The organism is Kitasatospora sp. NBC_01246 (genome assembly GCF_036226505.1).
Lineage (GTDB): Bacteria > Actinomycetota > Actinomycetes > Streptomycetales > Streptomycetaceae > Kitasatospora.
On the sequence record NZ_CP108484.1, the window covers coordinates 6,639,252 to 6,665,918 of the forward strand.

Sequence of the window (26,667 nt, forward strand, 5' to 3'; positions counted from 1 at the left end):
ACTCGGGAGGGGGCCGCACGCGTGCGCCTCAGGGCTCAGCGCGTCTGAGCCTCGAAGTACCAGCGCTGGTTCGGAGCGCCGTTGCACTGCCAGACCCCGAGCGCGGCCCCGTTGCCGGTGTTCCACCCCGGCAGTTCGAGGCAGGTGGCGGAGTCCGGGTTGTACAGCGAACCGTCGTACTGCCGCACCCAGGTCTGCGTCGTGGGGTCACCGCAGGGCTGGACCGTGACGTTGCTGCCCCAGTGCGCGGGCTTGTCCTTGGTCCCGAGGCAGCGGTCGGTGCCCGGGACCTTCAGCTGGTTCTTCTCGGTCAGCGTGAAGTGCTGGTTGTCGCCGTTGTAGCAGTCGTGTACGGCGGCGTAGGCACCGAGACCGCCGCCCCAGTTGTCGACGCACTTGCCGGGGCTGTAGGCGCTGTGGATCTGCACACTGGCGGCGGTGGTGGCCAGGGCGTTGACCTGCTGGTCGGTCAGCGCGTACGGGTAGAGCCGGACGTCGCTGATCGCGCCGCTCAGTCGATCGCTGGGGCCGGGGTAGCGGGAGGTGACATCGCCGCCGATGTTCACCGTGCCGTTGGTCTTCCAGACTCCGGGGATGTTCGCGGAACCCGCCGCCCGGCCGTTGACGAAGAGCGTCGCGACACCGGTGCCGGCGTTGTACGTCCCCACCAGGTGGGTCCAGACACCGGTCAGCGGCGACGGCCGAGCTCCGTCGTCCACCACCGCGTAGTAGGTGCCGGTGTGGTAGTTGTCCGATTCCGGGAAGACGAAGGCCCACTTGCCGAACTGGGCCGAGTACTGGAGGTAGAAGGGGCTCCGGTCCTGGCCGGCCAGCGAGACGACGGTCTGGTAGTCGTTGGTGTTGTCGAGCTTCGCCCAGGCGGCCACGGTGTAGCTCTGCGTGGTGTCCAGACCGGGCTTCTCGGTGGTCGGGCCGACCGGAGCGGTCGACCGGTAGACCTTGGTGCCGTCGAAGGCGGTGGCCTTGTTGGCCGCACCGTTGTGATCGGTGGTGCGCGCGATGTTCTCCTTCGGGTACAGCGCGTTGGTGTCACCGGTGTCGCCGCCGCTGCGGCCGTCCAGCGCCCACCAGAGCGGATTCACCCCGGTGTCCCCGATCGTCTCGGGGCCGACCTGCCAGGCGAAGCCGGCGTTGGCGGTGCCAGGGTCGGTCGTCTGTCCCCACCACACGTCGATCCGGCCCTCCGCGGTCTTGCCCCACAGCGTCGGGTGGCCGGATCCGGTGAGGTCACCGTCGGAGCCCAGGACCGGCCAGCCGTCCACCGGCACCGCGCCGATCTTCGCGGTGGTCGCGATCTGGGTCAGCGTCGGCACCGTCAGGGGTGCACCGTTGTCATCGAGGACCGGCTGGCCCTGGTCGTTGGTGGCGACCACCGTACCGGTGGTGAGGGTGTAGGCGAACAGGTCGCCCTGTGCCCCGTCGGCGGCCGTCCGCAGGTTGCGCGCCCACAGGCCGGGGTGGCCCTGCTTCGCCCAGTCGCCGGGGGTGATGAGCTCCTTGTCCTTCCACCCGGAGGCTGCCAGCCGGACCGGCTTGCCGAGGGTGTTTGTCCCGGTGGCGGGGTAGAACCAGAGCGCGGCGTCCGCCCCGTTGTCGGTGCTCTCGACGGTGAGCAGGCCCGTCCTGTTCCTGAACTTCAGGCCGGCGTCGAGGTCGGTGTGCACCGGGTCCCCCAGAGCGGCTATCCGCAGGGTGGTGGACCAGTTCGCGGCGTTGTAGCCGGCCGCCGTGTACCAGGCGCAGGTCTCCGTCGCCGTCACCACGCACTGCGGTTTGGTGAGTTTGGCCTTCGAGTTGATCCGTCCGACGACGTTGTCGTTGTTGGGGTTGCCGTAGACCCAGAGGTTGGTGTCCCCGGGAGCGTGGGCGATGACGTCGTCCACGTTGTGCCCACCGGTCAGGGTGCCCCGGTGGGTGAGCTGGATGTTGTTCCAGCCCTGCCCCGTCGGCGAGTCCGCCGCCGTGGCGGCGACCGCCACGGCCGGACTGGTGGCGTGGGGGTTCCCGGGCGCGTTGTAGGTGCGCAGGTAGCCGGACTGATCCGGGGTGAGGATGTCCGGTGCGCTGTCACCGGTGAGGTCGCCGAAGGCCGGCGGAGGTCCGTCCGGATTCCACGGGACGTAGAAGGCGTACTGGGCGATCGGCGACACGTTGCTCGCGTTGTCCATCACCTGGAGGTAGAGGATGTTGGTCCCCCAGTGCGTCGGAAGGACGCCGATGCCGCCCTGGGGGAACGAGGCGCCGCAGGACCAGCTCGCGCCCGCCAGCTGTGGGTTCCACGACCAGCGGGCACAGACCAGACCGGAGGGGGAACCGCCGTTCGGCGCCGCGTCGGCCGCGGTGAACGGGACGACGCCCCACTCACCGGAGCGCTTCTTGGAGACCTGGCCGTTGCCGGAGGGCGGGAACTGGTTCGCCAGGTCGGCCTCGGACAGCTGGCTGTAGACGTTCGGGACGCTCAGCGTCGGCGGCGTGAGGTCGATGCCGAACCGGCACGTGGGCGTCGACTCGGACTTCGCGTCGATCAGGGTGTCGTAGGACTGGGCGCCCCACCCGTAGACGTGGCCGTCCGTGAGCACGGCGGGCGGCACCGGGAAGCCGGCGACCCCTCCGTTGGGGACCTCCTCCGAGTTGCCGCTCGCCACGTCCGGCGCGCCGGGCAGTGAGTAGTCCCAGATGTGGGTCCAGGACCTGAGCGTGTTCTGTATCGGGCTGTGCACGTTGACGTTCAGCGAGACATTGCCGTTGAACCCGGCCGAGGAGTTCATCCAGCCCAGGGAGGAGCCGTCGCAGCCCTGGTTGGTGGTCCGGGGATCGGCGGTGCTGGGGGCCGGCCAGGCGTTCGGATTGGTGGGGGTCTCGGGGTAGCGGTCGTACTCGACCACGACGACCGGCCGGTAGTCCATCCGCTTGAACGCGAGCTTGTTCTGCTCGTCCCGGGCGAAGAGGCCGAAGGTCAGCGAGTCCCGCGACGGTGCGTAGTTCTGGTAGGCGGAGGTGACGTCGTAGTCGAACTGGAGGTTGTCGTGGCAGCCGTTGCCGCCGGATCCGGCCACGTCGGCGGAGCCGACCCGGTCGCCGACGACCGCCGGGGGGTTGGACCAGGTGGTCCCGTTGTCGATCCCCCCGGTCAGGTACAGGTCCACCGGGTACTTGTTGGTGCAGGAGTGGTCGGCGGACTCGTACTCCCAGACCGACATGGTCGCCCGGTGGATGTAGATGTCGTTGTACCAACGGGTATCGAACTGGAAGTAGGAGCGTTCGACACCCTTGACGGTCTGGTACCCCTGGTAGCCCACGCCGGGGTGGTCGTACGCCTGGCCGGTGGCAGTCGTCTTCAGGTAGTTGGAGTCATAGGGATGGCCCGACTGCGTCCACGTCCAGGCGTTTCCCTCGCGCCGGTCGTACTGCCAGACCGGGTCGATGAACCAAGGGCCCTGGCCCTGGCCGAGGACGGACCGGTCGGGGACCACCTCGATGCCGTCCGCGGTGGCGGTGGTGGCCATGGTGGCGACCTTCGCGTCGACGCCCGGTCCGTCCGCGGTGCTCGTCCGGGGCGACTTTCCAGGTGTGCCGGAATCCGCGCCGTCCACGCCTGCGGCGGCCCGCGCGGACTTGCCGGCCGGGGGAGCGGCCGCGGTGGAGCTGTCCCAGATCCGGGGAGCCGGAGCATGCCAGGCGACGGTTCCGTCCGTCGCGCTCGCGGTGAGGTTGTTGGCCGCGTCGGCCTTCACCGTCACGCCCTTGGTGGTGGTGCCGAAGCGGACCTTCTGGAGCTTCGGGTCGGCCGCCGCCTCGGGGGTCTTGACGATGAGGACGGTGCTGAGACCGCCGGTGGCGGACGCGGTCACTTTCAGGTCGACGCCGGGGGCGACCTCCGGGTAGACGAGGCCGTCGCCGTCCTCGTCCACGGTGGGTGTGGTGAGCGGGAACGGCGACTGGATGGCGAGCGTCTCTCCCGCCGGGCTGCTCAGCGTGCCGAGCGGTCCGGGGCCGCCGCCCGAGAGATGGACGCCGGACGCCGCGACCCTGGGCCGGTACCCGCCCGCCGGGTCGGCGACGAGGGTCGCGTCGAGCTTGGCCCAGGTGCCGTCCGGCTGCTTCGCCCGCTGCTGGTCGGCGTGCTGGCTGCGGGAGAGGTGTCCCTGCGGGGTGGCGACGGTCTCGCTGAACGCATCGGTCAGCTCCGGCACCGGGACGGGCTTTCCGGTCGCCTTGGCGCGGGCGGCCGCTCTGTCGGCGGCAGCGGACACGGTCTTCTCGTCGGCCCGCTTGGCGTCGGCCTCGGCCATGATCGCGGAGAGGCCGGGCGAGGAGCTGGTGGGCGGGGCCGGTGTCGGCGCGGAGGCCGGTGCGGCGAAGGCGACCGGTGCCACTGAGGTCAGGGCGAGGAGAAGGCCGACGGCAGCGGCGACGGACCGCCGGGACGAGTGGTCGGAAGAGCGCGCGCCGGAGCGAGCTCCGGGCGGAGCGGCAGGCATGGTGAGTCCCCCACGGAAGTGTCGGATCAGCTGCGCGTGGAAGATCTGTGAAGCTCACGCGCAGAGGCTGCTAGCAAGCTGTCGCAGAGGGTGACGGTTCGTCAACCGATTATTCGTACGGGTGTCCGATTTGCAGAGTGGCTCCCGATTACTCATCGTGTGAGGTCAGTCACTCAGGTGATAGGTCGACAATTTGCTCGACCGGAGGGCAGTCGAGGGCCTAGCCTCCGCCACAGTCATCCATCCGTACCCGATGCGTGGTGCGGTTGAGCCTGTGGGGGGTCGAGGTGTCAGTTCGTCATGTCCGTTTCTCCTGGCTGATCGGGAGGGGGAGTCCGTCACCGGGGAGGCGGAAATCCCGGGTGGCCCTGGTGAGTTCGCTGGCGATCCTGGGTGCCCTGGTTTCGCCGATGGCGCCGGCACTCGCCGCGCCGTCGGCGGACGGGAACAAGGACCGGATCTGGTCGCCGCCGAACACCCCGCTGCCGAAGACGGCATCGGTGCCCGGCAGGGCCGAGAAGCCCAAGGTGGTGCCGCCGGCCACCGGTTCGCCGAACTGGGTCCCGCCGAAGGCGCCGCCGCCGGCTCCGCACGGTGCCGCACTGGCGACACTGGATACGGCTCCGCCCGCGGGTTCTGTCACGACGCGTACGGATGCGGGCGGTGCCGAGGTCCGCGAGCCCGCCGCCGGCGCGTCCCGGCAGGCGGGCGACCTGCCGGTCTGGCTCGCGCCGCTGGCCCCGGACGTGGCCGCGACGAAGGGCGCGGAGAGCGCTGCCGCCGGTGACACGGCGGCGACCGCGACGTCCGTTCGCGTGGACGTGGCGGAGGCCAAGGCGGCCGACGGGCTCGGCGTGCAGGGCACCCTGCTGGCCCTCTCCCGCAGCGGGCGGGCCGAGGCGGCCAAGGTCCGCGTGGAGCTCGACCTCGGCGGCGTCGGATTCGGCGGTGACTTCGCCGAGCGGGCGCGCCTCGTCGCGCTGCCGGCCTGTGCGCTGACCACACCCGAGGTGCCGAGCTGCCTGGTTCGCACCCCGGTGCCGTCCCACTACGACACGCAGGCCAAGCGGCTGATCGCGGACGTCGAACTGCCGGCAGTGGAGGGATCACTGACGGCGCAGGAGCAGAGTGCGGCGAAGTCCGCCGCACCGGCGACGTCGGCAGCGATGGCACCGACGGTCCTGGCGACCGAGGCCGCACCCTCCAGTGGCACGGGTACCTACAGCGCGACCTCGCTCTCGTCGAGCCAGGCGTGGACGGCCGGAAGCTCCTCGGGCTCGTTCAGCTACAGCTACCCGATCCAGTCGCCGCCGACCCTCGGCGGAGCGGCACCTCAGCTCGCGCTCGGCTACGACTCCGCCTCGGTGGACGGCCGGACGGCCTCCACCAACTCCCAGGCCTCGTGGATCGGTGACGGCTGGGACCTCAGCTCCGGGTTCGTGGAGCGCTCCTACAAGGCGTGTGCCAAGGCCGGGATCGCGGGATCCGGCGACCAGTGCTGGGGCGGCGCCAATCTCACGCTGTCGCTCGGCGGCCACTCCGGTGAACTCGTCCCGCACGACGCCTCGTGCGTGAACACGGACGCCCGGTTCGAGCAGTCCAAGTGCAAATGGCGGCTGAAGAACGACGACGGCACCAAGGTCGAGTTCCTCACCGGCGCCGCCAACGGCACCTGGAACGAGTCGTACCTGAAGGTCACCGACACCTCGGGCACGGTCTACTACTTCGGCCTCAACCAGGTGCCCACCGCAGCGGGCGCGCCGAGCCGGACCGGGCCGGAGAGCAAGTCGGCCTGGACGGTGCCGGTCTACTCGCCGAACGCCGGTGACCCCTGCTACGACTCGGCCAAGGGCAAGGGCTCCTGGTGCCAGATGGCGTGGCGCTGGAACCTCGACTACGTCGTCGACACGCACCACAACCTGACCACCTACACCTACGCACCCGAGACCAACTGGTACGCGCGAGGTGGCGGTCAGAACCCGGGCGCGGGGGTGAACACCCAGTACACCCGTGGCGGCACGCTCGCCTCGATCGGCTACGGCCAGCTGGATGCGGACCAGATCGCCGCCGGCGGCAGTTACCTGCCCGCTTCGAAGATCGAGTTCGAGACGGGGGAGCGGTGCCTCGGCGCTTCCTGCGACCCGTCGCAGCGCACCTCGGCGAACGCCACCAACTGGCCGGACGTCCCGCTGGACAAGCAGTGCGCCCAGTCGGGAGTCTGCTCCAACTCCGGTCCGAGCTACTGGTCTACCAAGTGGCTCAACACGATCACCACCAAGGTCCGTTCCGGCGGTTCGTACCGTCCGGTGGACAGCTACCAGCTCGCCCACAGCTTCATGAAGCCGCAGAACTCGACCGAGGACACCGCGATCCCGTGGCTGGCGTCGGTCCGCCGGGTCGGCAAGGACACGTTCAACAGTCCTGAGGAGAAGGGCCTCCCGGAGGTCACCTTCGCCAGCGCGTTGCTGCCCAACCGCGTCGACGGCCTCGTCCCGGCGCGCCCGCGGTACAACCGTCCGCGCATCGAGGTCATCACCACCGAGACCGGCGGCACCATCTCCGTCAAGTACGCGCTCGACTCGTGCTCGCGCACCGCCGGCCGGATGCCGGCGTCCGCCGACAGCAACACGATGAGCTGCTACAACGTGAAGTGGTACGACACCGGCATCAAGGCGACCGCCGATGACTGGTTCCTGCGCTACCCGGTCGAGACCGTCACCGTGGACCCGAACGGCAACCTCGTCCAGGGCTCGGTCCCGAAGACCACCAGCTACACGTACGGCAAGGCCGCGTGGCACCGCAACGACGGCGCCCTGGTCGACTCCGACTACCGGACGTGGGACCAGTTCCGCGGTTACGCCAGCGTGACCGCCGTGACGGGCTCCGGTACGGACGGCGCCAAGTCGAAGTCCGCCACGTTCTACTACCAGGGCATGGACAACGACCTCAAGGCGAACGGCTCGCCGAAGACCGCGAGTGTGGCCGGTCCGAGGAGCGGTGCCCAGGCCGACAAGGACTGGCTCGCTGGCCGGGTGCTGGAGTCGGACAGCTACACCGACGCCGACGCCGCGGATCCCGTCGGCTACACGGTGAACACCAGCTCCGGAGAGGCCTCGACCGCCACGCACAAGCGCACCGGCCTGCCGGACCTGGAGGCCCGCTACGCGGCCACCACGTCGACCGCCGTCAGTACGGTGAAGACCACCGGTGGCACCCGCACCACCTCCACGGTGACCAAGACCGACAAGGACCACAACAACCGGGTCAAGTCCTCGCTCAGCACGGCCGACGGGACCCCTGACATCTGCACCCGCACCGATTATGCGGTCGCGAGCGACCCGCAGATGACGGGGCTGGTCGCGGAGGTGCTGACCATCTCCGGCGCCGATGCCTGTGCCGCCACGGCGACCGCGGCCAACACGGTCTCCGGTACCCGCGCCTTCTACGACGGCGCTGCCTACAAGGTGGCGGGCGACAAGGGCGAGGCCACCGGCAGCCAGGTGCTCGACCGCTATGACGGCTCGGGTACGGCCCAGTACGTGACCAGTGGTGCCAGCACCTACGACGCGTACGGCCGCGTGGCCACCGTCACCGACCCGACGGTCTCGGACGGTTCGAACCCCAAGGGCGCGGTGGTGACCACCTCCTACAGCTCCGCCAATCCGGGCGAGCTGCCGAACCGTACGGTGACCGGGACCCCGGCGCCGGCCGGCGCTCCGGACGCCGGCGGCCGGCGTGAGACCACGGTGACGGTGAACCCGGCCCGAGGGCTGCCGATCACCACGACCGATCCCAACGGCCGCAAGGTCACCCAGTCCTATGACGCACTGGGCCGCCTCAAGGCCGTCTGGACGCCCGGCCGGGACACGACCCTGAGTGCCAACTTCACCTACGACTACGCGGTCAACGGCACCACCGCACCGTCCACGATCAGCAGTAAAACGCTGCGATCCAGTGGCCAGTACGGCACCGCGACGCAGATCATCGACGGCCTCGGCCGGGTGATCCAGACGCAGAACCCTCCGGCAATCTCCGCCTACCACGGGCGTCTGATCACCGACACCTTCTACGACTCGCAGGGCCGTGCCAACCAGGCCTACAACACCTACTACGAGGACACCAACGGGCCCGGCACGGTCCGGTGGGCCCCGGACGGTGCGATGGTGCCGAACCGGACCGCCACGCAGTTCGACGGCATGGGCCGCCCGGTCAGTACCCAGTTCATCGCCCTCGGTGTTCTGCAGTCGACCACCACCACCGCCTACCCGGGCGCCGACCGGGTCGACGTGAGCCCTCCCGCCGGGGCCACCGCGACCAGCACCGTCACCGACGGTCGTGGCCGTACGTCCCAGCTGTGGCAGTACCGGACGCCGGGCGCGACCGGCAACCCGGCCGACGCGGACGTCACCACCTACACCTACACGCCGAGCGGCTCGGCCGCGACGCGGGTGGATTCGGCGGGAAACACCTGGAGCTACGGCTACGACCAGCGCGGCCGCCTGGTCCGCGCCGACGACCCGGACACGGGTGTGTCCACCCGCAGTTACGACAGCGCGGGCCGGCTCGCGTCCACGACCGACGCGCGCAACCAGACCGTCGCGCTCACCTACGACCTGCTCGGCCGCAAGACCGGTACCTACAACGGCACGGTCGCCCCAGCCAACCAGTTGACCGGCTACACCTACGACACCGTGGCGAAGGGCCAGGCGGCATCGTCGACCCGGTACGTGGGCGGTGCGAGCGGTGCGGCGTACACCAAGAGCGTCACCGGGCTGGACGTGGCCTACCGGCCGACCGCGACCACGGTCACGCTTCCCGGTAGTGAGGTCGGCAGGACCGGTCAGGCGACCTTCGGCTACCAGGCGGTCTACGACGAGATCACCGGTGCGCTGATCTCGGAGAGCCGCGCCGCAGCCGGAACCCTGGCCGACGAATGGATCACCTACCACTACGAGGACTACGGGCTGCTGCACGATATGGGCGGTGCCGGGACGACCTACCTCCGCCAGTCCGACTGGGACGCCTACGGGCGTAACATCCGTTCCACGATGAACCCGTGGGGCACCCAGATCGTCGCCACCAACACCTACGACGAGCCGACCGGCCGCCTGCTGAACCAGTACGTCGACAAGCAGACGGCAGGGACCGGCTCCGTACAGAACACCGCCTACGCCTACAACCAGGCCGGCCAGATCACCGCGATCAGGGCGATCCCGAACAACACCCCGGCCGCGACCGACCTGCAGTGCTTCAGCTACGACTACCTGGGCCGCCTCACCACCGCGTGGAGTGACACCGGGCAGCTCAACCAGCCGACTCCGTCGCTCGGCGGACAGGGGTCCTGCGCCAACTCGACGCCCACCAGCGGTGCCACCGCGCCCGCGAAGACCACCGTGGGAGGCAGTGCCGCTTACTGGCAGGAGTACGGCTACGACCTGGCCGGCAACCGGACCAAGCTGGTCAATCACGACCCGGCCGGCGACCCGGCCAAGGACCTGAAGGTCGATCAGACCTTCCCGGCCCCGGGCACCCGGAACACGCCCACCGGTGCCGCCGGCACGGGTGGCGGCACCGGTGGTCCGCACGCGCTCGCAACCGGTAAGTCCACCTTCGGCGTCGCAGTCGGTGTGCAGGGAACGGACGAGTACGACGCGGCCGGCAACACCACGAAGATCAACAACCCGGGCGGCAGCAAGGACCTCAAGGCGGGGTTCGTGCTCAACTCCGGTGAGTCGGTGCGCTCCAACAGCGTCCAGCTCGCCATGCAGCCGGACGGCAACCTCGTCCTCAGCTCGCTGCGCACCGGGAAGGCGATCTGGTCCACCAACACCCAGGACCACCCGGGTGCCTGGGCGACCATGCAGGACGACGGCAACTTCGTCGTCTACGACCCGCAGCGCGTCCCACTCTGGTCCTCCAAGACCTGGGTCGGCAACAACAGCGGCTACTTCGCCAAGGTGCAGGACGACGGCAACTTCATCGTCTTCACGCCGAGCTGGCAGGCCAAGTGGAGCAGCTCCACCTGGAACGCCGTCGATGCCGCCAACGCCACCACACTGACCTGGGACGTCGAGGGCAAGCTCGCCTCACTCACCCAGGGCTCGGCCACCACGTCGTACCTCTACGACGCGGACGGCAACCAGCTCGTGCGCCGCAACCCGGGCAAGGTGACGGTCAACCTCGGCGGCGGCGACGAACTCTCGTACGACACCAGCACCGGGACCAGCACCGGTGCGCGCTACTACAGCATCCCCGGCGGAATCACCCTGGTCCGCGAGGGCCCGGGCAAGCTGGCCTACCAGTTCTCCGACCACCACGGCACCAGCTCCCTGTCCATCGAGTCCGCGACCACCAACGAGACCCGCCGCACCTTCGACCCCTTCGGCGCCACCCGCGGCCCCGGCTCCCTCGCCACCCCCTGGTCCGGCGACAAGGGCTACGTCGGCGGCCTCAAGGACGACGCCACCGGCTTCACCAACCTCGGCGCAAGGCAGTACCAGCCCGGCACGGGTCGCTTCCTCAGCTCCGACCCCATCCTCGACGCGGGTGACCCACTCCAGTGGAACGCCTACGCCTACAGCAACAACAACCCGGTCAACCGCTCCGACCCCAACGGCCTCAAGTCCGAGGAGTGCGGCACGCTGTATGACTGCGGATCGGCCGGCACCATCACGATGAAGAACGCGGCGGAGACAACGGCGAATTACGTTCCCGCGGCAGCGATCTCGCGAAACGAAGAAGCATCACGGCAGGTCTTCGACGTTCCTGTGCCATCGAGGAGAGGAGGGCGCCCGGCTCGAGGGGACTCCTCCAACACCAAGTCCGAGCCTACGTGCAGTTCCTATCTTGCGCTGAATGGCGGGTGTTCTGTCGGCCGAAATCTCTCCGATGAGCCGGGAGTTCCAGGGTTTCTCGACGGATTCCGGAGTGAGATCCGAAATGCAGCTGCCGAATTCGGTATCAGCAAGACGGTTCTTACTGCCTTGATTATGCAGGAAGGGCGGGGAAGGCAAGCCCTCGCAGGTGCTCCGATCATCGGTGATCTGTTTAGGGAAGTAGAAACTACATCCATCAGCGGTGACACGATTGGGATTGGCCAGATGCGCCCAGATCTAGCCGCTTCACTGCTGAAGTCCTACTATGGCCGAACGGTGACCGAGGCCCAGGCTAGGTCTATTCTTGCGCGCGATGACAAGATGGCAATCAGGCTGGCGGCGGCTAATTTGCGGGATTTGAAGAACAAGTACTCGCTGTCTGACTCGGCTGCATATGTGGGATATTCGATGAATGGTGCGGGGATTTCAGAATGGAAGGCCGGGAAGAAGGATTCGGTACCGATGGGGTTCGAAAGGGAGTATGGATTTGCTCACAAATTTGATCTTGCAGAGAAGTTTTGGGGCTGATTGATGCGAATGTCTAAGAAGCGAGCTCTAGCTGGCCTCCTTGCTGCCCTGGCGGTAGTGACTGCCGTCATTGTCGCCCTGGTTGCCACTTCTGGCGATGCGCTAACGGTCCCCTCGGTCGACCGCAGGGCCGTTGTGGATGGGCGTGTAGAAATAGCTCATTCGAACACGACGAATCCGGCAGGGGCGGAAGAGTTCGAAATATCGTACCTCCTGCTCCCTTCGGCTGGGATGCCGGCCGACGCGGTCGCGCTCGAGGTGTCCCGCCTGAAGGACAAGGGCTGGAAGGTCTCCCGGGAGATGGGCGAAAGTGCATCGCTCCTGAGTCCGACTGGAAAGACTCTGGCGACAATCGTACGTGCAGAGGTCTTCCTTCGTAATCCAGCTGATGACAGAACGATTGAGCCTGTTCTGCAGAAGATGGGCGATAAGCTCCGAGAGAATCCCGGCGCCGTCGTAATTGCGCTTGAGCGAGTATCGCGCTAGCCTATTTGCCTTGGGTGCACACGTTGCTCGCCCTTCGTAAAGGTTGACAGCGAGGGCGGGTGAAGATTCACAGCCATTGTTCCATGGTGATCTCGGCGGTGCCACTCTTGTCAGGCCAGCTGGACCGCCTGGTGCGGACTTGTTGACCAATCGGTTGAGGCCTGTGACGAGTACTTATAATGCTCGTCACAGGCCAAATCTGCAGGGCCAGTTAGGTCTGGGGGCCTCTGGCTCCTCTCGTCCCCCGGATTTGCGATGAAGGCTTGAGAATTCAGGGACATCCGGCGAGCTCGGGCGGTAGCAGTGGCGTTATGCTCGGCCCCGGCCGGCGATGCTTCCGGGGGACAGGCTCCGGTGGGGATCGGCGGGGTCGTGAGGGCCGAGCTGGCGTGGAGTGCGTGGGAGCGCTGATGGTGCTTCGGGTGTGCCGATCGTTCGGGTGGCTGGCGCTGTTCTGGCCTTTCGGCTCTGGTTGATCCGGGTGCCGTCTGGCTGCGCAGTGACGGCTTCGACCGCACCGTCACGCGCGGCCAGTACTTCGGCAGTTTCTTCGAGACGGGCTTTGAAGAAGTTTAGCCTGCCGCGCTTCAGGGGAAGCGTCCAAAGAAAAGTACTGACCTCGACGAGGTTGCCTTCTTTCGGGCCGAATCGTACATGTTTGGCGAAATGAAGAAGAATAAATGATCCGATTGTGAAATCAATCAATCTGATCCTATTCTGGCTGGAGAGGATGATGCGGGGGATCATGCAACCATGCGGCTAGGTATAGGCCTCTATGACTGATATGCCCCTGCGGTGACGCAGGGGCAATTTCATGAGGCGACTATCGCGAGCTTCTCGAGTGGTGACATGCAAGACACGTGGTACCAAGTAGGTGATCCGTTCGGTGTTCAAGTCTCGTCTCGGGCGAGTGGTTTCGGTAGCAGCTGCCGTGGTGGTCGTCATGGGGATCTGCCTATGGAATATTCCCCTGATGGGGCAGTGGCGGGCGGACAGACCGGTTACGGGCTTTCTTCTTGAATCCCCTGTCTCTGAAGGGCCGTGGCAGCGGCAGACGGATCGGGATCCCGGTGCTCCCTATATGCGGGGGCTGGACGAGCGGCAGGAACGTTCCTTCGTGCGAGATGCTTCGGATCCATCGAAGGGGAGGGTGAGCCAGACGGTCATGCGGTTCGGTTCGCCGACGTGGGCGTGGCTGGTGTTCCGGTCCGGTGACCTCAAGAGCCGGTACTCGCGCTACGGTCAGGTTGAATCGATCTCGGTGTCCGGCAGCCGGAGTGCCGATGATCAAGAATACGCCTGCCTCCTGTCGGAGGGTGCCGAATGCCAGAAGTGGGGTATTTGGCTGAGGTATGGACAGTATCTTGTCGAGGTCGTGGGTGTTGAGTAGTCATCGATTGACGGGGCCGCCGAGAGCATGCGACAGCTGGCGGGAAAGGTCGATCTAGAAATGCGCGACTGACGTCGATACGTGTCGAATATCGGTCGGGTTCCTTCGTTGACCGCCCGCCCCCAAGAGGGAGCGGGCGGTCACTGGCGTGTTTCGCGGATGGTCCTGGGCCGGGCGACTGCCGTGCCGGAGGGTCGTCGATGACGTACTGTCGGCGGCCGTCCGGGGCTCGGTGGGCGACGTCAGTGCCCGGTGTGTCGTGAGGAAGAGAAATCGGCGGCCCCGTGGGTCACAGGCCTTTCATCATTGCGGATCACGGTGCTGGATCGACTTGGTTGGGGGAGTCATATGAAGAGGCGGCGGCTCGTTCGGATCGGAGTTACCTGTGGAGCGCTCGCTGTTCTCGTCGGCAGTTTGGTGGCTTGGATATCGCTCCAGCCATTGGCCTATGCAGACATGGCCGAGCCGGCCGGTCGGTGGAATGGTGGAACGGCGACCTTTGAGTTCCTCCCTGGGGGGGAGATCGGGATGTCCCAAGCTCCCGCCTATGTGTGCGACAGTACGGCGGCTGACTCGGCACGGCTGGTAGAGCTGGTAGGAAGCTGGAAGAAATCGTTCCTCGATGACGCGGGTCCGGGCGTCTATGTGGAGGCGACCAGAAAGGAAGGCGAAGGCCAATGTTCGATCTGGCTGACGGCCACCAATGGAGGGAAGGATCTCTGGCTCCTCTCATCCCCTGGGTTCGTGATGAAGAAGGCTTGAGGTGTCGGGGCTTCGCCGCGGCCGGTGCCGGGGCGAGGTAGGGGTGATCAACGGTGGCGTGTTCTGACGTGGAGTGCAGGGGGCATGGGGTGTTTCGGGTGTGCCGATCCGGTTCCTCGTCGAGTAGGGGCCGGTCCGGGCGGGATGAAGGAGACCCTACGATCAGCGCCATGGATGAAGGGGCAGGTCGTCTCGGGGTGCTGAGTGGATTAGGGCGCACGGCCGGTTGGTTCGGGCGGGCGGTGGTGAGGTATGCGGCAGTGTGTGTGGTGCCGGTGTATGTGCCCCTGCTGCTGTTCGCCGCGTTTGCGCCCAATGGCCTTGATGTCGACGGGTTCTCGCAGAACGGGTCGGTCGGGTACTACACGGTTCTGCTGATGATCCTGATGTGCGTGACCGTTCCGGGGCTGATCCTGCTCCTCGTGGTGGCGTTCGCTGCGGCTAGGGGGCGGGGTCTTCGGGGTGTCGTCGCCCTCCTGCTGGCCGCGCCTCCGTTGCTCTTCCTGCTGGCGGGTGCCTGGCCGTTCCTGGTGCTGCCGCTTCTGGGCGTCGTCTACGCGGGGCTGGTGATGCCTGCGCCGGTCGGCCCGTCAGTGGCCGGCGGCCGTTGAGGGTGTGCCACCCCCGTGCTTCGCGAGGCGGGCGGCTACGGCTTCCAGGAGGAGGTCGAGGGCGAAGGGGTAGCCGCTGCGGTCCATGTCGGTGATGAGGAGGGGGGCGGTGGCGGCGATGTTGGGGTGGGTGGCGGGGGTGAGGCGGCCGTAGCGGACGCGCCAGACGGCGAGGTCGGCGGCGCGGGCCGGGGGTGGGAGGGCGAGGGCGGCGGCGTCCTGGGCGGCGAAGGCGAGGGCCTGGTCGATGAAGGCGTGGTAGATCGGGACGGCCTCGTGGTCGGGGAAGCCGGCTGAGCGGAGCACGCCGAGGATGGTCTCGACGGCCCGGGTCTCGTGGTCGCGCCCGGTGGTGCGGTGGGCGGCGAGCTGGGCGGCCTGGGGGTGGGCCAGGTAGGCGGCGTGGACGCGCATGCCGATCGCGTGGAGGTCGGTGCGCCAGTCGCCGGTGAGGGCGAGGCCGTGCTGGGCGCGGCCGATGAGTTCGTCGGCGACGGCCAGCAGCAGGTCGTCGGTGTTGTGGAAGTACCGGTAGACCGCGCTCGGGTCGGCGCCGAGTGCGGCGCCGAGGCGGCGGACGGTGAGGGCGGCCGCGCCGTGCTGGCCGATCAGCCGCAGGGCGGTGGCCACGATGACCTGTTCGGACAGCACCGTGCCCTGCTTGGTCGGTTTCCGGCGCCGCCGTTGCGGTTCGGGGACCACGCGTTCCGTCATGGCGGGGAGCCTAGGGCATCGCGCCTTATGACAACAGCATTGACGTGTGACCGGGGCGAGGCTTTCATGGCCGCCACGGCCAGGACAGCTACCGGCCGCCACCCCTTCCCCCCCACGATCAAGGCGGTGATCCGTTGGCAACGACGGTCAAGGACTCCGGCGACACCCCGAGAGCCGGCGCGCCCACCCCCGAGGGCCCTCTGCCCAAGTCCGTCGGCGTGGTCGGCGGCATCGTCCTCGCCGCCTCCAGCACCGCGGCGACCAGCAGCATCGGCATCGGGCTCGGCCTGATGGCGGGCGTCGTCGGCCTGCACCTGCCGGCGATCATGCTGCTGGCCTTCCTTCCGGTGCTCGGCATCGCCGGCGCGTACGGGCGGCTCAACCGCGTCGACCCGGACTCTGGCAGCAGCTACACCTGGGTCGGCCGGGTGCTCAACCCCTGGCTCGGTTTCCTCACGGGCTGGGTGAACACCGTCGGTACCGTGGTGTTCATGGCCTACACCACGACGGTGACCGGGTCGGCGCTGATCCAGCTGCTCGGCCAGGCGCGGGTCCGCTCGGTCGTCGGCCTGCGGCTGGACGCGGACTCCACCCTCCAGGCCACCCTGCTGGGCATGGTCGTCCTGGTGGCCGCCGCGCTGGTCGCGGTGCGCGGCCTGGAGCTCGCCGCCCGGCTGCAGAAGTACCTGCTGGTCTTCGAGTACGTCGTGCTGCTGGCCTTCTGCGGCTACGGCCTGTTCGCCGGCGACCAGCCGTTCTCGCTCGACTGGTACAACCCCTTCGCGATCCCGTCGGTGGACGCCCTCGCGCAGGGCATGGTGCTGGCGGTGTTCTGCTACTGGGGCTTCGAGTCGGTGTTCAGCATCGGCGAGGAGGTCCGCGAACCGGGTGACGCCTCCCGCGGCGGCTTCATCGCGCTGGCGGTGATGCTGCTGCTCTTCCTGCTCGCCGGGACGGCCTTCCAACGGGTGCTGCCGATGGAGGAGTTGGCGGACAACGGCGCGCACGGGCTGACGTACCTCGGCGAGAAGCTGGCCCGCCAGCCGCTGGCCGCGCTGCCGCTGATCGCGCTCACCTTCTCCGCCGTGGCCTCGCTGCAGGCCTCCGTCATCCCCACCGCCCGGGGCATGTACGCGATGGGCCGGGACGGCACGCTCGGCCCGGTCTGGACCCGGATCCACCCCCGCTACGGCACCCCCGCCGCCGGCACCCTGCTGATCTCGGGCGCCGCCATCCTGCTCGCGGTGCTCTCGCTGGTCATCCCGACCGTGAACGACCTGATCTCGGCGACGGTCAACGCGATCGGCATCGTGGTGGCGCTCTACTACGCGCTGACCGCGGTGGCGGCGGCGGTCCGGTTCCGGCACCTGCTGCGCACCTCACCGCTGGAGGGCCTGCGCGCGGTCGTCGCCCCACTGCTCGGCGCGGCGGTGCTGCTGGCGGTGGGCGGGTATCTCTGCTGGATGCTGTACGACTCCGCGGACCACTTCGAACTCTCGGCCGACAACGGCTGGTTCGGCCTGTCCGTACCGGTGCTGATGATCGGCTCCGGGCTGGTGGCCGCCGCGTGGTCCCGCTTCCACCGCAAGTCCGCCTACTTCGACCGGCAGGAACCGGCCGACCCGGCGGCCGTCGACCCGAAGGCCGCCCCCGCAGCCTGACCCCCGACTACTGGCCCGACCCCGGCCGCGCCCCGGCCGCCGAACTCCCAGGAGCACCAACGATGTCCAAGGCCGACCTGGTCTTCACCAACGGTCCCGTCCACACCGGCGACCCGGCCCGCACCCGCGCCACCTCGCTCGCCGTCACCGGCGAGCGGATCAGCGCCGTCGGCCACGACGAGGTCCGCGAGCTGATCGGCCCCGGCACCGAAGTCGTCGACCTCGAAGGCCGGTTGCTGATCCCCGGCTTCCAGGACTCGCACATCCACGCCGTCTTCGGCGGCACCGAACTGGCCGAGTGCGACCTCACCGGGACGGTCGGCGCCGACGAGTACCTGCGCCGCGTCGCCGCGTTCGCCGCCGCCCACCCCGACCGGACGTGGATCACCGGCGGCGGCTGGTCGATGGAGAGCTTCGCGGGCGGACTTCCCACCCGTCAACTGCTCGACTCCGTCGTGCCCGACCGCCCGGTCTACCTGGTCAACCGCGACCACCACGGCGCCTGGGCCAACACCCGGGCGCTGGAGCTCGCCGGGCTCACCCGGGACACCCCCGACCCGGCCGACGGCCGGATCGAGCGCGAGCCGGACGGCACCCCGAGCGGGATGCTCCAGGAGGGCGCCACCGGCCTGGTCGCCCGGCTCGTCCCGCCGACCGACGCGGCGGGGCGGCTGGCCGGACTGCACCGGGCGCAGGAACTCCTGCACTCGCTCGGCATCACCGGCTGGCAGGACGCCCTGCTCGGCATCTTCAACGGGCAGCCGGACCCGTCCGACGCCTACGCCGCCGCCGCCGAGGCCGGCACGCTGACCGCGCGGGTCACCGGCGCACTCTGGTGGGACCGCAACCGGGGCGCCGACCAGATCCCCGAACTGGTCGCCCGTCGCGAGCAGTTGACCGGAGGCCGGTTCCGGGCCGGCTCGGTGAAGATCATGCAGGACGGCATCGCCGAGAACTTCACGGCCGCGCTCTCCACCCCCTACCTGGACGGCTGCGGCTGCGCCACCGCCAACTCCGGCCTCAGCTTCGTCGACCCCGCCGCCCTGTGCGGCTACGTCACCGCCCTGGACGCGCTCGACTTCCAGGTGCACTTCCACGCCCTCGGCGACCGCGCGGTCCGCGAGGCGCTCGACGCCATCGAGGTCGCCCGCGCCGCCAACGGCCGGCGCGGCACCCGGCACCACCTCGCCCACCTCCAGGTGGTCCACCCGAGCGACCTCCCGCGCTTCGCCGCTCTCGGCGCGATCGCGAACATCCAGCCGCTCTGGGCCGCCCACGAGCCCCAGATGGACGAGCTCACCATCCCGTTCCTCGGCCCCGAACGGGCCGCCTGGCAGTACCCGTTCGGCGGACTGCTGCGGGCCGGTGCCACCCTCGCCGCCGGCAGCGACTGGCCGGTCAGCAGCCCGGACCCGATCGCCGGCATCCACGTCGCCGTCAACCGGATGGAACCCGACGCGACCGACGGCCGGGTCTTCCTCCCCGAGCAGCGGCTGGACCTCGCCACCGCCCTCGCCGCCTACACGGCCGGATCCGCCCATGTGAACGGCCACGACGACGCGGGCAGCCTGCGGACCGGCCACCTCGCGGACCTGGTGGTGCTCGACCGCGACTTCTTCGCCGCCCCGCCCGAGGAGATCGCCGCCACCCGGGTGGAGCGGACGTACGTGGGCGGCCAGTTGGTCTACGCGAAGGGCTGATGAGACGCGCGAATCGGTGTTGCACAGAAAGTCGGCCGGTCCGACTTCCTGCGCAGCACCGGTTTCAGGGGCGGGCAGCGGTCGGGGCGCTCGGGGCCGGGCGCGGCGGCTGGGCCGGTTGATGGTGCCGCGCGGTGAGGGGGAGCGCCCAGACGAGGAGGGCGAGCAGCAGGGCGAGGGGGAGCACGGTCAGGACCGTGGCCTGGGTGGTGCCGGGGCGTTCAGGCGGCACGGCGGAGGTCGAGTTCGGCCCAGACGGTCTTGGCGTTGGGGTGGCGGGGGATGCTGCCCCACCGGTCGGCGAGCGCGCCGACGAGGGTGAGCCCGCGCCCGGACTGCGCGTGGGCGGCGCAGGCGGCGGGGACGGTGGGGTGACGGTCCCCCCGGCAGTCGGACACCTCGATGCGGAGGGTGGCGCCGCCCGGGGGCTTGTCGACGAGGCGGAGCGCGAGCTCGAACCCGCGGCCCGGCACACGTCCGTGGGTGCTGGCGTTGGCCGCCAGCTCGGCGATCACCAGCAGCGCGGAGTGGAAGGTCTCGGTGGCGATGGAGTTGAGCCCCCAGGCCGTGAGTTGTTGTCTCGCGATCCGCCGCCCGATCGAGGCTCCCTTGGGGGAGGCGGTGAGCTGCGCGGTGTGGGCGCGGGGGGTCGCTGTGTCGAGGGGAATTTCGGACTTCATGTGACAAAGCCTGGTCCCTCGGAAGTACCCTGACCATGGATCGGGCGAGTACGGAGAGTGCTTGTCCGGGTGCGGAGTGTCGGCTTGTCGGTTGGCTGAGGATTAACCGATCGAAACGACGGGGTGGTTGCTGTGGGCGGCGATGAGCGCGTGGTGTTCGAGGACGGCGAACTGCCGGAGGGTTCCGAGGGGGTCGCGGAGTTCTTCAGCGCGGTGGGGAAGTTGGTGAAGCTGTTCCGTGAGCGGGCTGGCCTTACCCAGCGCGAGATGGCCGAAAGGATCGGCTACGGCGAGGACATGGTGGGCGCGGTTGAACGGGGGCGGCGGACTCCCAGGGTCGAGTACCTGACTGCCGCTGACGAACTCCTCGGTGCTGGAGGAGCGCTGAAGGCGGTCGCGGCAGACGTCATGAAGGCCAAGATCAGGGTGAGCACGCGGCACCCTGCGTGGTCCAAGGCCTTCACCACGGAGGAAGCGCAAGCCGTGGAAATCCATGACTACAGCACGCTCGATATCCCGGGCCTGCTGCAGACGGAGATGCACGCCCGGGCGCTCTACGAGATGCGGAAGCCGGTGCTTCCCGACGAGATGGTCGAGAAGTGGGTGGCAGCACGGATGGCGCGACAGGAGATCCTTACCCGCGCGCCGCTGCCGATGATGAGTTGGGTGATCGACGAGAGCGTGCTTCGTCGTCCCATGGGCGGGAGGGACGTGCATGAGGAGCAGCTTCGGCACCTGCTCAAGGTCGGCCAGATGCGCGGGCTTGAGCTTCAAGTGATGCCGCTGGAGCGAACCGAGCATGCCGGTATGGGTGGCTCGTTCATTCTGTTGACACCGAAGGGGAGGGCTCAGATTGCCTTCGTGGAGGTGCAGCACGTCAATAGGCTGATCACGGATCCGGAGGAAGTCCGTATCATGGCCGCACGGTACAGCAGCATCAGGGCTCAGGCGCTCAACATGGGGGAGTCCCTGGCTTTGATCGAGAAGATGCTGGGAGAACGGTGAGCATGGCCAAGCTGACGTGGTTCAAGAGCACCTACAGCGGAAATGAAGGCACCGCCTGCGTCGAGGTTGCTGAGACGCCCGAGGTCATCCATGTCCGTGACTCGAAGGACAAGAGCGGCCCGCAGCTGGAGTTCGACCCGGCTGCATGGCAGGCGTTCGTGGTGTTTGCCGCGGCTGCCGAGATCTGATCCCCTCTTGGACGGCCCGCCACTGGTGAGTGGCGGGCCGTTCTGTTGCCTTGAGTCCACCCATCAGTTTCTATCTCCCGTCACAACCCTTCAGGAATGCGCCAATCGGCGGACGGCCGTCTTCTGTACGGGTGGCCTCCCCCTCTTGTACGGGTGCCGCTGGTAGCAACGGAGCCGACAGCCAGGGGGGAACGCAGAGACGAGGTAGCGCAGCCATGTCCCACCACCTCAGCGGTCCCGACCTGCGGTCGCCCCGGGGCGACGCCCGGCTGGACCTCACCGACGTGTTCGCGTTCCCGGCGGCCGACGCCTCGGGGCGGACGGTGCTCATCATGAACGTGAACCCGTACGCGCCGACCCGGGCCAACGCCTTCCACCCGGACGCGGTCTACCGGATCAACATCGACAACGACGGGGACGACCAGGCCGACGTCGCCTACTCCTTCACCTTCTCCGACCCCGAGGCCGGCGCCCAGACCGTCACCGTCCACCGGGCCACCGGTGACGCCGCGCGCCGGCACGAGGCCAACGGCGACGTCCTCTTCGCCGGCGTCCCGGTCGCCTTCGGCGACGCCCCCGACGTGGTCGAGGCCAACGGCTACAAGCTCTCCGTCGGCCTGCGCAGCGACCCCTTCTTCGCCGACCTCGAAGGGATCGTCAACAACTTCACCTGGACCGGCAAGGACGCCATGGCCGAGGCGAACGTCTTCGGCATCGCCCTCGAAGCGCCGGACGCCGAGCTGGGGCCGGAGGCGACGATCGGCGTCTGGGCGCGGGTCAGCCTCCACGAGGACGGCCGGCTGGTCTCCGTCGACCGGGGCGCGCACCCCTCCCTGACCGCCTACTTCAACGCCGAGGACGTGAAGGACGCGTACAACGCGGGCGAACCGGCCGACGACTGGGCGAAGTACCGCGAGCCCTGGACGGCCGTCCTCCAGCACACCGGTGACTACACCACGGACGCGGCCACCGAGACGCTGAAGCTCGTCCTCCCCGACATCCTGCGCTACGACCGCTCGCGCCCGGCGATCTACCCCAACGGGCGGACCCTGGTCGACGACGTGACCTCGGCCCGGCTGTCCATGGTCTCCGGCGGCAAGATCACCGGCGACCACATCCCCCCGCACGTCGACCTGCTCCCCGTCTTCCCCCACCTGGGCCACCCGCACCCGGCCGTCTGACGCCCGGGCCGCCCGCCCGTCCCACCGCTCGCCCGCACGCGTGTCCGACGGTCTGCCGGGCAGACGCCCCGGCAGACCGGGCGCGCACGGCGCCCGCTGCCGAGAGGGGGCCGTCGTGGCCGCAGGAGCGCACGGAAGACCGGCCGGCCGGGGAGTGGCCGCCGACGACACGGCGGACCGCGCGCTGCGCTGGGCCGGACGCGCCGGGTTCACGGCCCGGGGCGTCGTCTACGTCCTGGTCGGCTACCTCGCCCTGCGGATCGCCTTCGGCAAGGGCTCGGACGAGGCCGACCGCCAGGGCGCGCTGCGCACGGTGGCCGACCAGCCGCTGGGCCGGGCGGTGCTCTGGCTGCTGGTGGCCGGCTTCGCGGGCATGGCGCTGTGGCGGGCCGCCTCAGCCGCTTTCGGCCGCGGCAAGGACGGCAAGCCGGGCAAGCGCGCCCTCAACGCCGGCCGCGCGTTCTTCTACGCTGCGGTCTGCTGGGGAACGGCCGCCTTCGCGCTGGGCAGTGGCGGACGGTCGAGCAGCGACGACACCTCCAAGGACTGGACGGCCTCCGCCCTCGACCTGCCGGCCGGGCGGTACCTGGTCGGCGCGGCGGGCCTGGTGCTGGCCGGGGTCGGGGTCGGCACCGCCGTCCGGGCCCTGCGGCGCCGCTTCCTCGAACGGTTGGACACGGCGGCGATGGGGCCGCGCGTCCGTTCGGCCGTCACCGCCTGCGGGGTCGCCGGCAACACCGCGCGCGGCATCGTCTTCGTCGCGGCCGGGGCCTTCGCCGTCACCGCCGCGGTCCGCTTCGACCCGCAGCGGGCCAAGGGGCTCGACGACACCCTCCGCAGCCTCGCCACCACCCCGGTCGGCCCCTGGCTGCTGGTGCTCACCGCGGTCGGTCTGCTGCTCTTCGGCGCCTTCTCCTTCGCCTCCGCGCGCTGGCGCCGCCTCTCCTGACGGCGCCCGGCGGTGCCACCGGTCGGACCCTACGGTCGGACCGGTGGCTCTTCGAGCCGTGCGGGTCGAGTCCGGCGCCGGGCGGCGTGAGCCGGATCCTGCCCTCAGGCCGGGGGAGAAGCGGGCGGGCAGCCACCGCGAGCCCTGATCGTGTTGGTCAGGTGCCCGGCCCCGTCAGGGCCGGGCACCTCCGCACCCCGCGGTCGCGCGACGTCCGACCGGTCACCCGGAAGGTGCGGGCGCCCGCTGTCTGGCTACCTCGTACGATCGGGTGCTTTCCGATCGTACGAGGAGTCCTTCTTTGGAGATGTTCCGCTTCGACCGCGCCGAGAAGGTCGTCGACCGCTACGACAGCCTCGGTGTCACCGCGACACCGGTCGCCGCAGGCGGGGAAACCGTCCACCTGACCTGCCTGGTCATCGAACCGGGCGGGACCATCGGCGCCCATCCGGCTCCGGTGGGTCAGCTCTTCCTGGTGATCGCGGGCGATGGCTGGGTGGCGGGCGCCGACGGGCAACGGGTGCCGGTGTCGGCCGGTGACGGCGTCCGCTGGGAGCCGGGCGAGGAGCACGCCTCCGGCACGGCCACCGGCCTCACGGCCCTTGCCGTGGAGGGCCCGTCGCTGCTCCTCCTCGCCACTCCCGGCCCGCGCGCGACCTCCTGAGGCGGCTCCGGCTCCGGCCTTCGCCGCGAACGCCCTTCCGCCGCCGGCCCGTAGAGGACGGGCCGGCGGCGGAAGGGCGTTGGTGAAGGTCTGCGGACGGTGCCGGTTCAGGCGCCGTCGTAGTAGCGGCGCTCCTCCACCACCGGGTCGACCCCGCCGACGACCGGTCGGCGGCGGCGCAGGGCGCGGGCGTAGACGACCAGGCCGAGCAGGCCGGCCACCATCAGGACGATGCCGACGACATCGACGTTGACGCCCGAGAGGTGCCAGTCGACGGCGAAGGTGAGGATGGCGCCCAAGGCGAAGACGATGATGCAACCGCCGATACCCATGGCGGTCTCCTTCCCGTTCTCGGAAGGGCCGGCCGGGGCCGGCGGGGCGGGTGTGGGGTCAGGCGAGCAGTCGGTCGAGGACGGCACGGTAGTCGCGCATCGCCAGTCGGAGCTGCTCGGTGCGGGCGCCGGGCTCCTCGTCGGGGGTCCGGCAGCCTTCGCGCAGGTCCTCCAGGCGTCGGCGGGCGGCCTCGGCGACCAGGTCGGCGGTCCGGCTGACCAGGCTGTCGGCGGCGGCCGCCGAACCGGCGGGGTCGTCCACGAAGGCGATCTGGGCGCGTTCCCACTCGGCCCGTGCCTCCTGGACGGCGGTGGTGTCCAGCCAGGGGCCCAGGCCGGCGGCCGGTCGGCCGGGGGCGGCGGGCGCGGTCGGAGCGACCGTCTCGCCGGTGGGCGCGGTCGGGGCGGCCGCGCCCGGCGCCGGCGGTGCGGTCGGGGCGGCGGGGACGGCGTCCGGGGCGGGCGCCGCGTCCGGCTCCGCGGGTCGGACCGCCGGGAACTTCTGGAGCGAGGCGACGTCCGGCCGGTCCTCGGACCGCTCGGCCGTGCCGGCGGTGGCCGGTGCGGGGCCGTGCCCGGCGGCGTGCCGGGGGTGGCCGGACCGGCCGCCGGCGTGGGTGTCGGCGTGGCGCGGGTCGGCGGCGTGGTGGACCCGGCCGTGACCGGTCCGGTCGTCGTTGCCCTGGCCGTTCTCGCTGCGGTGCTGCTCGATGCGGGTCATCGTCTCCTCCTCGGACTGACGTCGTACGGATGCGTCCGGACCGGCCCGGATACGTACGGCGGCCGTACGGGCCGGTGGCGTACGGGCCGGTGGTGTACAGGTCGGCGCTGTACAAGTGCTGTGCGGATACGGATGCGGGTGCGCTGTGCGGGTGGGGTACGGACGGGGCGGGTCAGTGGCGGGCGAGCGCGCCGGTGCGCTCCTCGTGGAGCAGTTCCACGATCAGGTCGCGGACGGCGATCACGGAGCAGCGCAGTTCCTCGCTGTCCGCGCCCGGGTTGTCCAGGGCCCGGCGGGCGTCGCGGTAGGCGGGCAGCCGCGCCGCGTGGTCGACGGAGAGGACCTCCGGACGGCCCTCGCCCGGGTAGCCCATGTCGGTCAGCAGGGAGTCCAGCAGCCGCGCCGTACGGACGGCGGACTGGCGCGGGTCCTCGACGAACAGGGCTTGCAGGCCGCGCAGTTCGGCCAGGTACCGGTCGCGGTCGGCGGCCTCGACCGGGACGGTCTTCACCCGGCGGCGCAGCGCCAGCCGGTCGGTGAGGTCGTGCTCGGCCGCCCGGACGTCGCCCTCGTGGACCAGGACGGTGCGGTCGTACTCCGGCCCGAACCGTGCGCGCAGTCGGTGCGAGCGCAGCCGGGGGGCCAGGACGGCGAAGAGTGCGGCCGCCGCGATGACCGCGACAATGACGATCTGAAGAGGATCCATCTCCGCTCCTTTCGGCGGCGGGCCGCCGGTGCGGCCGCCGGGCCCTCGCTTTGCCCGTCCGGCGCCCGGCAAACCCCCCTGGGTGGTGCGCGGCTGTCCCGCCGGCGCCCGAGCGGCCGTCAGATGCCCGTCCAAGCGCGGTGCCGGTACGGTTCCCGGGTACACGACCGACCGCGCCCCGGCGGCGACCAGAAAGGCCACGAACCCATGCGCTTCCTCGTGGAGGAGATCTCTGACGGCGTCTCGGAACGCCGCTTCACCCACGGCGACGTCCCCGGTGTGCTCTGGACGCCCGCCGGTGCCGTCGGTGGCCGCCCGCTGGTGCTGCTGGGCCACGGCGGTGGCGGGAACAGCCGGACGCCGGTCCTGGCGGCCCGCGCCCGCCGCCTGGTGACGGAGTACGGCTTCGCGGTCGTGGCCGTGGACACGCCCGGCCACGGGGACCGGCCGCGATCCGCGCGGGACGCCTGGTTCGAGGCGGAGATCGGCGCGCTGCTGGCTGCGGGCGAGCCGCTGAGCCGGGGGATCGCCGAGCACACGGCGGCCCTCGCGGAGCGGGCGGTGCCCGAGTGGCGGGCGGTGCTGGACGCGCTGGGCGGGCTCGACGAGGTCGGCGCGGAGCACCCGGTGGGCTACTGGGGCCTGTCGCTGGCCAGCGTGGTCGGCCTCCCGCTGGTGGCGGCGGAACCGCGGATCACCGCCGCCGTCCTGGGCCTGGCCGGCCACGAGTCGCTGACCGGGGCGGCGGCCCGGGTCACCGTCCCGGTCCGGTTCGTGCTGCAGTGGGACGACGAACTGGTCGAGCGCACGGCGGGGTTCGCGCTGTTCGACGCCCTGGGCTCGGCGGAGAAGACCCTGCACGCCAACCCCGGCGGCCACGCGGGTGTGCCCGCGGCGGAGCTGGAGAGCGCGGCGCGGTTCCTCGAGCGGCACCTGCGCGCACCCGTGGCGCCGGGCCTCCCGGCCGGCTCCGTATTCTGAAGCGCCGCCGGGCAGGCCGGAGCCGTACGAG

Annotated in this window: 19 protein-coding genes; 12 read left to right on the forward strand and 7 right to left on the reverse strand. The window is 69.9% G+C overall.

Annotation, left to right across the window (positions count from 1 at the left end; all coding sequences use genetic code 11):
• Positions 1-35 precede the first annotated feature (35 nt).
• On the reverse strand, positions 36-4,397 hold the full coding sequence (locus OG618_RS28170) for a LamG-like jellyroll fold domain-containing protein (RefSeq protein ID WP_329490345.1): 4,362 nt from the start codon (positions 4,395-4,397) through the stop codon (positions 36-38).
• Positions 4,398-4,864: 467 nt separating this feature from the next.
• On the opposite strand from OG618_RS28170, the gene OG618_RS28175 reads away from it, so the two are divergent.
• From OG618_RS28175 to OG618_RS28190, 4 genes are all read left to right on the forward strand, one after another.
• A complete protein-coding gene (locus OG618_RS28175) occupies positions 4,865-11,905 on the forward strand; it encodes an RHS repeat domain-containing protein (protein ID WP_329490346.1) in 7,041 nt (2,346 codons plus the stop codon).
• A gap of 9 nt (positions 11,906-11,914) precedes the next feature.
• Positions 11,915-12,391, forward strand: coding sequence for a hypothetical protein (locus tag OG618_RS28180; RefSeq protein ID WP_329490348.1), 477 nt, complete (start codon positions 11,915-11,917; stop codon positions 12,389-12,391).
• Between the two features lie 1,918 nt (positions 12,392-14,309).
• Positions 14,310-14,543 carry a hypothetical protein gene (locus tag OG618_RS28185; protein ID WP_329490349.1) on the forward strand — a complete coding sequence of 78 codons (234 nt, stop codon included), beginning with the start codon at positions 14,310-14,312 and terminating at the stop codon, positions 14,541-14,543.
• 170 nt (positions 14,544-14,713) lie between these two features.
• On the forward strand, positions 14,714-15,154 hold the full coding sequence (locus tag OG618_RS28190) for a hypothetical protein (protein WP_329490350.1): 441 nt from the start codon (positions 14,714-14,716) through the stop codon (positions 15,152-15,154).
• Here OG618_RS28190 and OG618_RS28195 read toward each other — a convergent pair.
• The gene (locus tag OG618_RS28195) at positions 15,134-15,868 is read right to left on the reverse strand and encodes a TetR/AcrR family transcriptional regulator (protein ID WP_329490351.1); all 735 of its coding nucleotides are present in this window, start codon (positions 15,866-15,868) and stop codon (positions 15,134-15,136) included. The genes OG618_RS28190 and OG618_RS28195 overlap by 21 nt on opposite strands.
• A 134-nt stretch (positions 15,869-16,002) precedes the next feature.
• On the opposite strand from OG618_RS28195, the gene OG618_RS28200 reads away from it, so the two are divergent.
• Both OG618_RS28200 and OG618_RS28205 read left to right on the forward strand, forming a co-directional pair.
• Positions 16,003-17,529: an APC family permease gene (locus OG618_RS28200; RefSeq protein ID WP_329490352.1), complete on the forward strand. Its 1,527-nt coding sequence runs from the start codon at positions 16,003-16,005 to the stop codon at positions 17,527-17,529.
• Between the two features lie 62 nt (positions 17,530-17,591).
• Positions 17,592-19,229: an amidohydrolase gene (locus OG618_RS28205; RefSeq protein ID WP_329490353.1), complete on the forward strand. Its 1,638-nt coding sequence runs from the start codon at positions 17,592-17,594 to the stop codon at positions 19,227-19,229.
• Positions 19,230-19,293: 64 nt separating this feature from the next.
• Here OG618_RS28205 and OG618_RS28210 read toward each other — a convergent pair whose 3' ends face one another.
• Positions 19,294-19,461, reverse strand: a complete 168-nt coding sequence (locus OG618_RS28210) for a hypothetical protein (RefSeq protein WP_329490354.1) — start codon at positions 19,459-19,461, stop codon at positions 19,294-19,296.
• Positions 19,451-19,909: an ATP-binding protein gene (locus OG618_RS28215; protein ID WP_329490355.1), complete on the reverse strand. Its 459-nt coding sequence runs from the start codon at positions 19,907-19,909 to the stop codon at positions 19,451-19,453. Before OG618_RS28215 ends, OG618_RS28210 begins: the two co-directional genes overlap by 11 nt.
• Before the next feature lie 132 nt (positions 19,910-20,041).
• Between OG618_RS28215 and OG618_RS28220 the strand changes: the two genes are divergently transcribed.
• The 5 genes from OG618_RS28220 to OG618_RS28240 all read left to right on the forward strand — a co-directional run bounded on the left by OG618_RS28220 (position 20,042) and on the right by OG618_RS28240 (position 23,896).
• Positions 20,042-20,914 carry a helix-turn-helix domain-containing protein gene (locus OG618_RS28220; RefSeq protein ID WP_329490356.1) on the forward strand — a complete coding sequence of 291 codons (873 nt, stop codon included), beginning with the start codon at positions 20,042-20,044 and terminating at the stop codon, positions 20,912-20,914.
• A gap of 2 nt (positions 20,915-20,916) precedes the next feature.
• Positions 20,917-21,102, forward strand: a complete 186-nt coding sequence (locus OG618_RS28225; RefSeq protein WP_329490357.1) for a DUF397 domain-containing protein — start codon at positions 20,917-20,919, stop codon at positions 21,100-21,102.
• Positions 21,103-21,317: 215 nt separating this feature from the next.
• Positions 21,318-22,283 carry a DUF4331 family protein gene (locus tag OG618_RS28230; protein ID WP_329490358.1) on the forward strand — a complete coding sequence of 322 codons (966 nt, stop codon included), beginning with the start codon at positions 21,318-21,320 and terminating at the stop codon, positions 22,281-22,283.
• A gap of 115 nt (positions 22,284-22,398) precedes the next feature.
• Positions 22,399-23,232, forward strand: a complete 834-nt coding sequence (locus tag OG618_RS28235) for a DUF1206 domain-containing protein (RefSeq protein WP_329490360.1) — start codon at positions 22,399-22,401, stop codon at positions 23,230-23,232.
• Between the two features lie 307 nt (positions 23,233-23,539).
• Entirely contained in the window at positions 23,540-23,896 is a 357-nt protein-coding gene (locus tag OG618_RS28240; protein WP_329490361.1) for a cupin domain-containing protein, read from the forward strand.
• Positions 23,897-24,003: 107 nt separating this feature from the next.
• Here OG618_RS28240 and OG618_RS28245 read toward each other — a convergent pair whose 3' ends face one another.
• The 3 genes from OG618_RS28245 to OG618_RS28255 form a co-directional block, all read right to left on the reverse strand.
• Complete coding sequence (locus OG618_RS28245) at positions 24,004-24,228, reverse strand: DUF6458 family protein (RefSeq protein ID WP_329490362.1); 225 nt, start codon at positions 24,226-24,228, stop codon at positions 24,004-24,006.
• Positions 24,229-24,286: 58 nt separating this feature from the next.
• Positions 24,287-24,949, reverse strand: a complete 663-nt coding sequence (locus tag OG618_RS28250) for a hypothetical protein (RefSeq protein WP_329490363.1) — start codon at positions 24,947-24,949, stop codon at positions 24,287-24,289.
• Positions 24,950-25,121: 172 nt separating this feature from the next.
• On the reverse strand, positions 25,122-25,655 hold the full coding sequence (locus OG618_RS28255; protein WP_329490364.1) for a hypothetical protein: 534 nt from the start codon (positions 25,653-25,655) through the stop codon (positions 25,122-25,124).
• Positions 25,656-25,862: 207 nt separating this feature from the next.
• Here OG618_RS28255 and OG618_RS28260 point away from each other — a divergent pair, with 207 nt between their 5' ends.
• Positions 25,863-26,636 carry an alpha/beta hydrolase gene (locus OG618_RS28260; protein ID WP_329490365.1) on the forward strand — a complete coding sequence of 258 codons (774 nt, stop codon included), beginning with the start codon at positions 25,863-25,865 and terminating at the stop codon, positions 26,634-26,636.
• The last annotated feature ends 31 nt before the right edge of the window (positions 26,637-26,667 follow it).